Source organism: Streptomyces pristinaespiralis (genome assembly GCF_001278075.1).
Lineage (GTDB): Bacteria > Actinomycetota > Actinomycetes > Streptomycetales > Streptomycetaceae > Streptomyces > Streptomyces pristinaespiralis.
In genome coordinates this window covers 685,073-697,259 of the sequence record NZ_CP011340.1, presented here as the reverse complement: position 1 = coordinate 697,259, position 12,187 = coordinate 685,073, and the positions used below count along the sequence as shown (strand labels likewise).

Here is a 12,187-nt window from a genome sequence, read left to right as displayed (position 1 = left end):
CGATTTCCGGAAGGCCGACTTCATGGCATCCCCCGAAGCGGCAGCGTCCGCGGCGACCGGCGAACCGCCGTCGGTCACGCCGACGGTGCTGGAGGCTCGCGGCGTCAGTAAACGCTTCCCAGGCGTGGTCGCGCTCGACGACGTCTCGTTCACCCTGCGCGCCGGGGAGACCCACGCGCTCGTCGGCGAGAACGGGGCGGGCAAGTCCACGCTGATCAAGGTACTGACCGGCGTCCACCGCCCCGACGGCGGCGAGTTGCTGCTGTCAGGGCAGCAAGTGCACTTCGCCCGGCCCTTCGAGGCGCAGCAGGCCGGCATCTCCACGATCTATCAGGAGGTGAACCTCGTCCCCCTGATGAGCGTGGCCCGCAACATCTTCCTCGGCCGCGAACCGAGGACCCGGCTGGGACTCATCGACTTCGGGCGGATGCACAGGGAGGCCGCCACCCTGCTGGAGGGCTTCCGCGTCACCGTGGATCCGCGCCGGCCCCTGCACACGCTGGGCGTCGGCACCCAGCAGATGGTCGCGCTGGCCCGCGCCGTGTCGGTACGGGCCCAAGTGGTGATCATGGACGAGCCCACCTCGTCCCTGGAGCCGCGCGAGGTCGAGACCCTGTTCCGGGTCATCGAGGATCTGCGCCGGCAGAACATCGCCGTCCTCTACGTCAGTCACCGCATGGACGAGCTGTACCGCGTCTGCGACCGCGTCACCGTGCTCCGCGACGGCCGGCACATCCACACCGGCGACCTGGCGGACCTCGAGCGCGTGCAGCTGGTGTCCATGATGCTCGGCCGGGAGATCACCGAGGTCCGCCGGCACGGAGTGACCAGCTTCGGCGACGAGGACCACGACATCGCGCGCAAGCCCATCCTCACCGCCGACGGACTGACCAGCAGGCACCGGCTCGACGACATATCCCTGGACCTCCACCCCGGCGAAGTGCTCGGCCTGGGAGGCCTGCTGGGATCGGGACGCAGCGAGACCGCCAAGGCGCTCGCCGGCGCTCTGCCCCTGGACAAGGGAACGATCAGCGTGGCGGGGCGGGTGCTCCGCCGGATCTCGTCCGCGAGTGCCATCCGCGCCGGGATCAGCCTGCTGCCCGAGGACAGAAAGGCCGAGGGCATCGTGCCGGGCCTTTCCGTACGCGAGAACATCGTGCTCGCCGCCCTGCCGCGGCTCTCCCGCGGCGGCATCGTCTCGCGCAAACGGCAGGACCGCATCGTCGACATCTTCATGAAGCGGCTGCGCATCAAGGCGTCGAGCCCCGAGCAGAAGGTCGGCGAACTGTCCGGCGGCAACCAGCAGAAGGTGCTGCTGGCCCGCTGGTTGTGCCTGGAGCCCAAGGTGCTGCTGCTCGACGAGCCCACCCGGGGCATCGACGTCGGCGCCAAGGCCGAGGTGCAGGCGCTCATCGACGAGCTCGCGCAGGAAGGGCTCGCCGTGCTGCTGATCTCCTCCGACATCGAGGAACTCATCGAAGGGTCCGACCGGATCGTGGTGCTGCGGGGCGGAGCGACGGCAGGTGAGCTGACGGGTGACCAGGTCAGCGAGGCCGCGCTGCTCTCCGTGCTCGCCGACCACGCGCCCGCGCCGGTACCGCCCGCGCCCGTTCCGCCGGAGGCGGACACCGGTTCAGGCGCCGATGCCGGGGCCGGCGGTGGCACGGAGGGCGGGGCCGGCGGTGGCACGGAGGCCGAGGCAGGCGCGGGCGCCGACACCCCGGACCCGCTCACCCCGGCCCCGGACGCGGCCGACGCTCCCGACGTGGCCACCGCCCCGGACGACCCGCATCCGGCCCCGGTTCCCGGCCGGGCCGCAGCCGATCTCCCGGCCGACGCCCCCGCCGACGCCCCGGCCGTCAAGGAGGACCTGCGATGACCACCCACGCCCCCGCAGCGCCGGGGCGGAGCCTGCCACGGCTGCCCGGACCCGCGTGGTTCCAGGAGTACGGCGTGTACGCCGCGGTGGCCGCGCTCCTCTTGTTCAACGCCTTCTTCACCGAGCACTTCCTCACCGCCGACAACCTCCGCACCCAGTTGATCCAGGTCGCCCCCGTCGTCATCGTGGCCCTGGGCATGGCGCTGGTGATCGGCACGGAGGGCGTCGACCTGTCGGTGGGTTCCGCCATGGCACTGGCGGCAGCCGTACTGCCGCTCTACCTCGGCTACGGCCTCGTTCCCGCCCTGCTGATCGCGCTCCTCGCAGGAGCGGTGGTCGGCGCGGTGAACGGCACCCTCGTGTCCGTGGTGGGCCTGCAACCCATCGTCGCCACACTCGCGCTCTTCGTCGGAGGCCGGGGGATCGCCCTGGTCATGGCGGACGGGCAGCTGAAGCAGATCGCCAACCCCGACCTGCTCGCCCTCGGCACCGGAAGCTTCCTCGGCATCCCGCTCGTCGTACTGATCGCCGGGGTGCTGGCGCTCGCCGTCGCCTTCCTCGTCCACCGCACCACCTTCGGACGGCAGGTCGTCGCGATCGGCGGCAACCGGCCCGCCGCGGCACTGGCGGGCCTGCCCGTCAAGCGCGTCCTCACCGGCGTCTACATCCTGTGCGGTGTACTCGCGGCGCTCGCCGGCATCCTCGCCACCGCCCGTCTCACCGCCAGTGACCCCTCCTCCCTGGGCAATCTGATGGAGCTGTCCGCGATCACCGCGGTGGTCGTGGGCGGGACACCGCTCAGCGGCGGCTCCATCCGCGTGCTGGGCACCGTGGCCGGAGCGCTGCTGATGCAGCTGCTGCGCGCCACGCTCGTCAAGCACGACCTGCCCGACTCGACCGCCCAGATCGCCCAGGCGGCCATCATCATCGTCGCCGTCTACGTCGCACGGGAGCGCCGATCCCGATGAAACTCTCCTCAGTTCTCGACCCCGCGGGGTCACGTGCCCCGTCGCCCGGCGCCGGCGGGCAGGCCGGCCAGGAGGCCGGGGCCGGCGTGTCCGGCAGGCAGCGCGTCGCCTCGCTCGTCCAGCGGCAGGGCGTGCTCGCGGTCCTGCTCCTCGTCGTCCTGATTGCCTCGTTCGTCTACCCGACGTTCGCGACGCTCGACAACGCCCGTGGTGTGACGGTGCAGGCGTCCTTCCTCGCCATCGTGGCGCTGGGCATGACCATGGTGATCATCACCGGGGGCATCGACCTGTCCGTCGGCTCGGTCTTCGCCCTCGGCGGCGTACTCGCGGCCTGGGCATCCCAATGGGGCGTACTCCCGGCGCTGTTGGTGCCGCTGGTGGTCTGCGGAGCGATCGGCGCACTCAACGGGGTGCTCATCGCCCGAGTGGGCATGGCCCCCTTCATCGTCACCCTCGCCTCCCTCCTGGGCGCCCGCGGACTGCTGCTCGCCATCACCGACGAGGGCGCCACCACCTACCTGGTGCCGAAGGACTCGGCGTTCGCCGAACTCGGCCAGGGCAGCGTCTGGGGCTTCGGCTACCCGATCCTGATCGCCCTGGCGCTCTTCGCCGCGGGCGGCGTGGTCCTCCAGCGCACCTCGTTCGGTCAGACGCTCTTCGCGGTGGGCGGCAGCAGCGACGCCGCCGTGCTCATGGGACTTCCTGTGGCACGCGTCAGGCTCACCGTCTATCTGCTGAGCGGACTGCTGGCCGGCCTGGCCGGTGCGATCAACGCGGCCCGGCTCTCCTCGGGCGTGACCATCATCGGCGTCGGCATGGAACTCGACGCCATCGCCGCCGTCGTCATCGGCGGGACGCTCCTCGTCGGCGGCGCCGGCTCGCTCAGCGGCACCCTGTGGGGCGTGCTCCTGCTGGCGGTGATCCAGAACCTCATCAACCAGATCGGTTCGCTCAACTCGTCCTACCAGTCCGTGGTCAGCGGCGGATTCCTCATCGTCGTCGTGGTCGCGCAGCGGTACCTGGCGCGAAGCCGAAGAACCGCTTGAGCCCGGCGGCGCCCGCGGACCCGGGGGACCGGGTCCGCGGGCCGCCGCCCCGGGCGCCACCAACGGAGCTGGACAACCCGGCCGCCTTCCGGTCGGCTCAAGTCGAACACAAGGAGTGCCGTGGGCGTCAGCCTCAAGGACGTCGCGCAGCGGGCAGGCGTGTCGATCAAGACCGTGTCGAACGTGGTGAACAACTATCCCCATGTCACCCCGCACATGCGCGCCAAGGTGCAGCAGGCGATCGACGAACTCGGTTACCGTCCGAACCTCACCGCACGGCATCTGCGCAAGGGGCGAACCGGCATCATCGCCTTCGCCGTCCCGGAACTGGGCAACCCCTACTTCGCCGAGCTGGCCGGCGCCGTCATCGACGCCGCCGCCCGCCACGACTACACGGTGCTCGTCGATCACACCGCCGGCCTGCGCGAGCGGGAGCTCCTGGTCAGCCAGGAGTTCCGGTCGCACGTCATCGACGGACTGATCCTCAGCCCCATCCACCTGGAGACCGAGGACCTCATCGGCCGTCAGGAGACCTCGCCCCTGGTGCTGCTGGGGGAGCGGGAGTACGAGGCCCCTTACGACCAGATCGCCATCGACAACGTGGCCGCCGCCCGCACCGCCGTACGCCACCTCCTGGACCTGGGCCGCGAACGCATCGCCTTCCTCGGCTCACGCACCGACCGCGAGCGCCGGCCCGCCCACCTGCGACTGCGCGGCTGGCGCGAGGAACTCGCCGCCGATGGGCGGGAACCGGACGAGACGCTCGTCGTCGCCACCGACGGCTACGGGCGCGCCGACGGCGCCGCCGCCATGGCCGCCCTGCTCGACCGGGGCCGACAGCCGGACGCGGTGTTCGCCTACAACGACCTGATCGCCCTCGGAGCGATGCGCACCCTCACCGAACGCGGTCTCACCGTCCCGGACGACGTCGCCGTGGTGGGCTTCGACGACATCGAGGAGAGCCGCTACGGCAGCGTCACCCTCACCACCATCTCTCCCGACAAGCAGGCCATCGCCCGGCTGGCCGTGGACAGCCTCGTCGAACGGCTCTCCGGACACGTCATGGCCGAGCCACGCAGGGCGAGACCGGGCTACCGGCTCGTGATCCGCGAATCGACCGGCCCCACGGACGGGCACGAGACCGTCCCCGCCCCCGCCCTGGAGACCGAGCCCGCCCCGGCTTCGGAGACCGAGCCCGCCCCGGCTTCGGAGACCGAGCCCGCCCCGGCCTCGGAGGCTGCGCCCGCCCCGGCCCGAGTGCCGGGCCCGGCACCGGCTCAGGAGCCCGGTCCCGCACCGGCGACGTAGAGAGACCGGCACTCGCCCGACGACCGCCGGGCACCCGACCCCCACCGGCCAACCGTGTTCTTTGGGGACACCACTCGCTACGAGGACTCAACATGCCCCGACCCACCGCGCGCCACAGGCCGTTCGGATGTACGCCGAGCGGAGAGGACGTCGGCCTGTGGCGACTGGAATCCGGCACCGGCGTCCACGCCGAGATCCTCACCTACGGCGGCATCCTCCACGCCCTCGGAGTGCCGGACACCGCGGGCGACACCGCTTCCGTGGTCCTCTCCCTGCCCTCCGTCGACCAGTACGCGGAGAAGAGCCCGTACTTCGGGGCCCTCATCGGCCGGTACGCCAACCGCATCGCCCACGGCCGCTTCACCCTCGACGGAGCGACCCATCACGTCCCAGTCAACGACCGCGGGCACGCGCTGCACGGCGGCCCGGAGGGCTTCGACACGAAGGTGTGGCGCGCCACCCCGCTGGTCGAGGACGACAGTGCCGCCGTACGGCTCTCGCTGCACAGCCCGGACGGCGAGATGGGCTTTCCCGGCGCGCTCGACGTCGCCGTCACCTACACACTCGACTCCTCCGGCACCCTCTCCCTGTCCTTCACCGCGGAGACGGACAGGCCGACGGTGGTCAACCTCTGCAACCACGCCTACTTCAACCTCGCCGGCTCCGGCGACATCCTGGCCCACACCCTTCAGGTCGACGCCCCCGCGTACCTGCCGGTCCGCGACGACGGCATCCCGATGGGCCCGCCGCTCGAAGTCTCCGGCACCCCCTTCGACCTGACGGCGCCGTGGCTTCTCGGCGACCGGCTGTCCGCCCCGGACGACCAGATGGAGCAAGCGGGGGGCTTCGACCACTGCTGGGTCCTCGCCGCCGCCCCCGTCGGCACACTCCGGCGCGCCGCCCGGCTCACCGCCCCGGCCGCGGAACGCGTCATGGAGGTGTGGACGACAGAACCAGGACTGCAGGTCTACACCGCCAACCAGCTCAACGGCTCACTCATGGACGGCCACGGGCGCAGCCTCGGCCGCCACGGCGCCGTGTGCCTGGAGACCCAGCACTTCCCCGACGCGCCCAACCGGCCCGACTACCCCAGCACCGTCCTGCGCCCCGGCGCGACCCTGACCAGCCGCACCGAGTTCCGCTTCCCGCACCTGTCGACGTGAGCCCCCGTCACTTCCCCAGGCTCTCCGCGATGGTCACGCCCTGGGCACCGACCGGGATCCACAGCCCCGCTCCGCGCCGAGCCACAGCAGCGCCATGAGCAGCCGCTCCGGCAGCGCACGTCCCCGCTGTCACGCGATGTCCGCGCCCCGCAGCAGCAGTTGCACCACGGCCAGACCGGCCACCGCGATCGCAGCACGGAAAGGCCACCTCCTGTCGCCGTGCCGCACGGCCGTGGCCGCCACCGCCGCGCACCCGGCCACGGCCGCGACCGCCCAGCCGGCCGCTCCTGCCGTGCCCGGCGGCCCGGCGGTGAGCACGCCGAGCGCCGTCAGCATCACCGCGGGAGCGAGCCACCGGCACGCGGTGGGACCCAGGCGCTGCGGCAGGCCCCGGACACCGGTCGCGAGATCGTCCTCGATGTCCGGGAGGACGTTGACGAGGTGCGCCCCGACACCGAGTACGGCGCTCCCCATCGTCGCCCACCAGGCGGGCCACGGCTGCGACGGCAGCCCGAGCGTGACGAACGCGGGCAGTGAGGCGAACCCGAGCGCGTAGGGGAGGGGGGAGAACACGGTGCCCTTCAGCAGGAGGTTGTAGGCCCAGCCTCCGGCCAGCACCCCGGCCAGGTGCACCGTCGCCGCCGTCACTCCGCCGAGCAGGGACAGCGGGACGCAGAGGGCCAGCGCCGCCGCGGCCGCCCCCCACACCACGCGCCGCGCCAGCGCACCGGCCGCCACCGGTTTGTCCCGGCGGCCGACGGCGGTGTCCCGGCGCGCGTCGACCGCGTCGTTGCACCACCCCACGGAAAGCTGCCCGGCCAGCACGGCCGCCCCGACGCCCAGCGAACCGGCCGTCCCACGGCCGGCCGACAGGGCGAGCGCGGTGACGAACACGGTCACGGCGACCGACGCCTCCGGGTGGCTCGCACGCAGCAACACCGGCAGCCGGTGTGTCGCCCGAAGGGAAGTCGCGGAGGGGTATAGAGACACGGGTGCAAGGTAATGACCGGATCGGCCGTGAGGAGACATCCCGGTATGCGTGTCCCCGCGCTCGATGAAAGAGCGCCTGCCCACTCCTCCGCGTCGAACCGGACCACCACCGTCGCCGCCGTACGGACCGCTCTGCCGTCGCACCGCTACGCCCAGAGCGACCTGACGGAGCTGATCGGTGATCTGTGCCTGCGGCCGGGCGAGGACCGGGGCCTGCTGCGCCGTCTGCACCGTTCGGCGGGGGTGCGTACCCGTCACCTCGCCCTGCCCATCGAGCGGTACCCGGCGCTGACCGACTTCGGGCAGTCCAACGCCGCCTGGATCGAGGCCGGTCTGGAGCTCGGCGAGGAGGCGCTGGTGGGCGCCTTCGAGAGTGCCGGGATCACCGCGGCGGACGTGGACCTGCTGGTCTGCACGTCCATCACCGGAGTCGCCGCTCCCTCGCTCGACGCCCGCCTCGCCGTTCGCGTGGGAATGCGGCCCGACGTCAAGAGGATCCCCGTCTTCGGCCTGGGCTGCGTCGCGGGCGCCGCGGGTCTCGGCCGGATCCACGACTACCTGTGCGGCCATCCGGAGGACACCGCCGTCCTCCTCAGCGTCGAACTCTGCTCGCTGACGTTGCAGCAGCGCGACGGATCGCTCGCCAACCTCGTGGCGGGGGCGCTCTTCGGGGACGGCGCGGCAGCCGTCGTCGCACGTGGCGGCGGGGCGGCGGGGCCGGCCGCCGGCCGGCCGGAGGTGGTGGCCACCCAGGGCAGGCTGTATCCCGACACCGAACACCTGTTGGGCTGGAAGATCGGCGCCAGTGGCTTCCGCGTCGTCGTCGACGCCGGCATCCCCGACATCGTCCGGGCGCGACTCGGCCCGGACCTGCGGGCCTTTCTCGCCGCCCACGGCCTGGTCCCGGACGACGTCGGCACCTGGATCTGCCACCCCGGGGGCCCGAAAGTGCTCTCCGCGGTCGCCGACACGCTCGACCTGCCGGAAGGCGCCCTGGAGTCGGCCTGGCGGTCACTGGCGAGCGTGGGGAACATGTCCTCCGCCTCCGTGCTGAGGCTTCTCGAGGACATCGGCAGGACCGGGCGCCCGGAGCCCGGCACCTGGGGCGTACTGCTCGCCATGGGACCGGGGTTCTGCACCGAGTTCGTCCTGCTGCGCTGGTGAGGAAACGCTGATGCTCTGGTACACCGTGCTCGTTCTCGCCGTCGCGGCGGAACGCGTCGCCGAACTCGTCGTGGCCAGGCGCAACGCCGCCTGGACCCTCGCCCGCGCCGGCGTCGAGCACGGCCGCGGACACTACCCCGTCATGGTTGCCCTCCACACCGCTCTCCTCGTGGGCTGCCTGGTCGAGGTGGCGATCGGCGACCGGCCCTTCGTGCCCGCGCTCGGATGGTCCATGCTGGGCGTCGTCGTGCTGGCCCAGGCGCTGCGCTGGTGGTGCATCCTCACCCTCGGCCCCTACTGGAACACCCGCGTCATCGTGGTTCCCGGGGCCCGCCTGGTCCGGGCCGGGCCCTACCGTTTCGCCCGCCACCCCAACTACGTCGCCGTCGTCGCCGAGATCGCCGCCCTGCCGCTGGTGCACTCCGCCTGGCTGACGGCCCTCGTGCTCACCGTGTCCAACGCGGTGCTGATGGGCGTCCGCGTCCGCTGCGAGAACACCGCCCTCGCCCAGGCAGTGACGGCGTGAGCCCCACTCACGATCTCCTCGTCGTCGGGGGCGGGCCCGCCGGACTGGCCACCGCGCTGCACGCCGTGCGGGCAGGCTTCGACGTCGTCGTGGCCGAGCCGCGCGGAGCGCCGATCGACAAGGCGTGCGGCGAGGGACTCATGCCCGGCGCGGTCCGGGCGCTGCGTGCGCTCGGTCTGAAGGTCCCCGGCCATCCGATCGCCGGCATCCGCTACGTGCAGGGCTCGCGCGGGGTCGAGGCCGCGTTCCGGCAAGGTCACGGCCTCGGCGTGCGCCGCACCGGTCTGCACATGGCCCTCCACACGGCGGTCGTCGACGAGGGAGTCCCCGTCCTGCCCCTCCGGGTCAAAGGGGTGCGTCAGGACGCCACGGGTGTCACCGCGTGCGGAACCGGCCTGCGCGCCAGATGGCTGATCGCCGCGGACGGCCTCCACTCGCCGGTCAGACGGTCGCTCGGGCTGACGACCACCAGCAGCGGCACGCCCCGGTACGGACTGCGCCGGCACTACGCGGTGCCGTCACGGTCCCCGTACGTCGAGGTCCATTGGGGTCCGCACGGCGAGGCGTACGTGACACCGCTCGGTCCCCGGCTCGTGGGCGTCGCGCTGCTGACCTCCCGGCGCTCCCCGTTCGGCACGCAGTTGGCCGGCTTCCCCGCGCTGGCCGCCCGGCTGGACGCCGGGGAGGCGGTGACGGATGTGCGGGGCGCGGGTCCGCTCCGGCAAATGGCCGGCGCCCGCGTCCACGGTCGCGTGCTGCTGGTCGGGGACGCCGCCGGATACATCGACGCGCTCACCGGAGAAGGCCTCTCGCTGGCCCTGACAGGCGCCGAAGTGCTGGTCGGCCATCTGCGCCGCGGCACGCCCGCCGCCTACGAGTCCGCCTGGAAGGCCGCGACCCGGCGGCACCGGCTTCTGACGGAATGCCTCGTACGGGCCCGGCAGCAGCCCCTGCTGGCCCGGCTGATCGTTCCCACGGCCGAGAGACTCCCCGGAGTGTTCACGGCCGCGGTGAACGCACTCGCGTGACGGGGTGAGCCGTGCCGGCGCCCGTCGACGGGCCGCTCGCCCCGGCGCCGGCCTGCGTGTCCTGCGGCCGCGCCATGAGCACCGCGACGTCGTCCTGCGGCCGTGCGGGCAGCAGCTGCCGGAGGACGCCGTCACAGATCTCGTCCAGCGGCTGCTGATCATGGTTCCGCAGGGCGTGGGCGAGTTGGCCGAGGCCTTGGTCGAGGTCCCGGCCGCGGGCCTCGATGAGGCCGTCGGTGTACAGGACCAGCAGGCTGCCGGGCGGCAGCGGGACCTGTTCGGCCCGGAAGTCCCGCCCTCCCGTTCCCAGCGGAGTGCCCGGCGGGCCGTCGAGATAGGTGATCCCTCCGCCGGGTGACGCGACGGCGGGCGGAGGGTGGCCGGCTCTGGCGATCAGGCACCCCCCGGAGACTGGATCGTGGACGGCGTAGACGCAGGTCGCCATCTCGTCCTGCCCCATGTCGGCCACCACGGCGTCGAGGGAGCGGAGCACCTGTGCCGGTGGGATGTCGCTGCGGGCGAGCGTGCGCACCGCGGTGCGCAGCTGTCCCATGACGGCCGCGGCGTGGATGCCGTGCCCCATGACGTCTCCGATGACCAGTCCGGTCCTGCCGTCGGGCAGCGTGATGACGTCGAACCAGTCGCCGCCGACATCATGCTCGCTGGCGGGCAGGTAGCGGCCGGTGAGTTCGAGGCCGCTGACCGTGGGGAGCTCGCTGTTCGTCAGGCTGCGCTGCAGAGTGAGGGCCGCCGCGCGCTGACGGGTGTACATGAGCGCGTTGTCGATGTTCAGCGCCGCCCGCGCGACGAGCTCGTCGATGAGTACGCAGTCCTGCTCGTCGAAGGGCTCGTTCGTACTGAGCCGCGTCACCACGACCGCCCCGAGCACCTTGCCCCGGGCGACCAGGGGGATCAGCCGGGCCGAGCCCAGGGTCTTGAGGTACGCGCGCAAATCGTCGGCCCGGGGGTCGGTGATCAGCGCCGGCACGTCGGAGCGGTACAGGTTGGTCGGACGCCCGTCCGCGATGACCCGTTCGTACAGGGAGCCGTCCGGGATCCGGGACGTCATGCCGGGCACCAGTTTCGCCGTGGGGGCGGACGGCTCGGGGAAGGCCGCGGCCATGCGGCGGACCACACCGCGCGTGGACGCCGCGGACTCGTCCGGTTCGATGAGCTCCTCGAGGAGCTGTACGTCGGCCGAGTCGGCGAGCTGGGGCACCAGCACCTGCACCACCTCCTCGGCGGTCTGCAGGAGGTCCAAGGTGGTGCCGATACGGGTCCCGGCCTCCGCGAGCAGGGCGAAGCGGCGCCGGGCGCGCTCGGCCTCGTTCTCGGCGCGCTGTTCCTCCGTGATGTCGATGAGGGAGGCGATCAGCCCGAGCGTCCGGCCGGAGCCGTCGACCAGCGGGGCGTACGAGCAGGACCAGGTCCGGTCCCGGTCGGGGTCCGCCGACGTCCGGCCCGTACGGCGGACGTCGACGAGGGCGGCGCCCCGGTCGAGAACTTCCTGCATCATCGCTTCGAGGGACGCGGCGTTGACGCCGGGCACCACTTCCGTCAGCCGCTTGCCCAGATGCTCGGCGGGGGAGACACCGTTCATCCGGGCCAGGGCATCGTTGACGCGCAGGAAGCGCAGATCGGTGCCGAGGGTGGCCAGACCGATGGGCGACTGGGTGAAGAGACTCTCCAGCGCCGCGAGCGATTCCCGCATACGGAGCACCTGCGAGGTCTCCACGGCGATCAGCAGGGCTCCAGCCCGTCCCTGCGCGTCGGCGGCCGGGACGATCCACATCTCCATCGTCACCCGGTGCCCGTCGCGGTGGCGCACCGAAAGGGTTCCGACCACGGTCTCCCCGGCGTGGACGCGCCGCGTCAGCTGATCGGCCAGGGGCCCGTTGCCCTCCGGGACCAGCAAGTCGGAAGCCGGCCGGCCGAGGATGGCCTCGGGCCGGTGCCCGAGCAGATCCTGGGCGGCCAGGGACCACTCGACGACGCGCCCGTCCGCGTCCTCTCGCCACAGGGCGATCGGCAGCAGCTCGCGGAGCACGCCCGCGTACCCGACAGCGCCTACGGGCGGCACCTGGCCCGCCGGCCGGTGAGTGTCCAAGACGAGAC

Annotated in this window: 10 protein-coding genes; 8 read left to right on the top strand and 2 right to left on the bottom strand. The window is 72.5% G+C overall.

The window, feature by feature from the left end:
* Positions 1-22 precede the first annotated feature (22 nt).
* The 5 genes from SPRI_RS02745 to SPRI_RS02725 all read left to right on the top strand — a co-directional run bounded on the left by SPRI_RS02745 (position 23) and on the right by SPRI_RS02725 (position 6,364).
* On the top strand, positions 23-1,879 hold the full coding sequence (locus SPRI_RS02745) for a sugar ABC transporter ATP-binding protein (protein WP_078951203.1): 1,857 nt from the start codon (positions 23-25) through the stop codon (positions 1,877-1,879).
* Positions 1,876-2,847, top strand: a complete 972-nt coding sequence (locus SPRI_RS02740; RefSeq protein ID WP_005308015.1) for an ABC transporter permease — start codon at positions 1,876-1,878, stop codon at positions 2,845-2,847. The genes SPRI_RS02745 and SPRI_RS02740 overlap by 4 nt, the downstream gene beginning before the upstream one ends.
* A complete protein-coding gene (locus SPRI_RS02735; RefSeq protein WP_005308006.1) occupies positions 2,844-3,893 on the top strand; it encodes an ABC transporter permease in 1,050 nt (349 codons plus the stop codon). Before SPRI_RS02740 ends, SPRI_RS02735 begins: the two co-directional genes overlap by 4 nt.
* A 120-nt stretch (positions 3,894-4,013) precedes the next feature.
* On the top strand, positions 4,014-5,201 hold the full coding sequence (locus SPRI_RS02730; RefSeq protein WP_005308003.1) for a substrate-binding domain-containing protein: 1,188 nt from the start codon (positions 4,014-4,016) through the stop codon (positions 5,199-5,201).
* A 92-nt stretch (positions 5,202-5,293) separates the two neighbouring features.
* On the top strand, positions 5,294-6,364 hold the full coding sequence (locus tag SPRI_RS02725; RefSeq protein ID WP_053556673.1) for an aldose epimerase family protein: 1,071 nt from the start codon (positions 5,294-5,296) through the stop codon (positions 6,362-6,364).
* 129 nt (positions 6,365-6,493) lie between these two features.
* On the opposite strand, the gene SPRI_RS02720 is transcribed toward SPRI_RS02725, so the two are convergent.
* Positions 6,494-7,354, bottom strand: a complete 861-nt coding sequence (locus SPRI_RS02720; protein WP_275286597.1) for a UbiA family prenyltransferase — start codon at positions 7,352-7,354, stop codon at positions 6,494-6,496.
* A 45-nt stretch (positions 7,355-7,399) separates the two neighbouring features.
* Between SPRI_RS02720 and SPRI_RS02715 the strand changes: the two genes are divergently transcribed.
* The 3 genes from SPRI_RS02715 to SPRI_RS02705 are packed head-to-tail and all read left to right on the top strand — an operon-like array spanning position 7,400 to position 10,072.
* A complete protein-coding gene (locus SPRI_RS02715) occupies positions 7,400-8,518 on the top strand; it encodes a type III polyketide synthase (RefSeq protein ID WP_050791391.1) in 1,119 nt (372 codons plus the stop codon).
* A 10-nt stretch (positions 8,519-8,528) separates the two neighbouring features.
* The gene (locus SPRI_RS02710) at positions 8,529-9,044 is read left to right on the top strand and encodes an isoprenylcysteine carboxyl methyltransferase family protein (RefSeq protein ID WP_005307995.1); all 516 of its coding nucleotides are present in this window, start codon (positions 8,529-8,531) and stop codon (positions 9,042-9,044) included.
* A complete protein-coding gene (locus SPRI_RS02705) occupies positions 9,041-10,072 on the top strand; it encodes an NAD(P)/FAD-dependent oxidoreductase (protein WP_005307994.1) in 1,032 nt (343 codons plus the stop codon). Before SPRI_RS02710 ends, SPRI_RS02705 begins: the two co-directional genes overlap by 4 nt.
* On the opposite strand, the gene SPRI_RS02700 is transcribed toward SPRI_RS02705, so the two are convergent.
* Entirely contained in the window at positions 10,044-12,179 is a 2,136-nt protein-coding gene (locus SPRI_RS02700; protein ID WP_078535176.1) for a SpoIIE family protein phosphatase, read from the bottom strand. The genes SPRI_RS02705 and SPRI_RS02700 overlap by 29 nt on opposite strands.
* Between the last annotated feature and the right edge of the window lie 8 nt (positions 12,180-12,187).

What these genes read in the sequence shown, in the direction of transcription:
- SPRI_RS02735 (WP_005308006.1), top strand. Translation starts at nt 2,844, where the DNA reads ATGAAACTCTCCTCAGTTCTCGACCCCGCGGGGTCACGTGCCCCGTCG.
- SPRI_RS02740 (WP_005308015.1), top strand. Translation starts at nt 1,876, where the DNA reads ATGACCACCCACGCCCCCGCAGCGCCGGGGCGGAGCCTGCCACGGCTG.
- SPRI_RS02745 (WP_078951203.1), top strand. Translation starts at nt 23, where the DNA reads ATGGCATCCCCCGAAGCGGCAGCGTCCGCGGCGACCGGCGAACCGCCG.
- SPRI_RS02715 (WP_050791391.1), top strand. Translation starts at nt 7,400, where the DNA reads ATGCGTGTCCCCGCGCTCGATGAAAGAGCGCCTGCCCACTCCTCCGCG.
- SPRI_RS02710 (WP_005307995.1), top strand. Translation starts at nt 8,529, where the DNA reads ATGCTCTGGTACACCGTGCTCGTTCTCGCCGTCGCGGCGGAACGCGTC.
- SPRI_RS02725 (WP_053556673.1), top strand. Translation starts at nt 5,294, where the DNA reads ATGCCCCGACCCACCGCGCGCCACAGGCCGTTCGGATGTACGCCGAGC.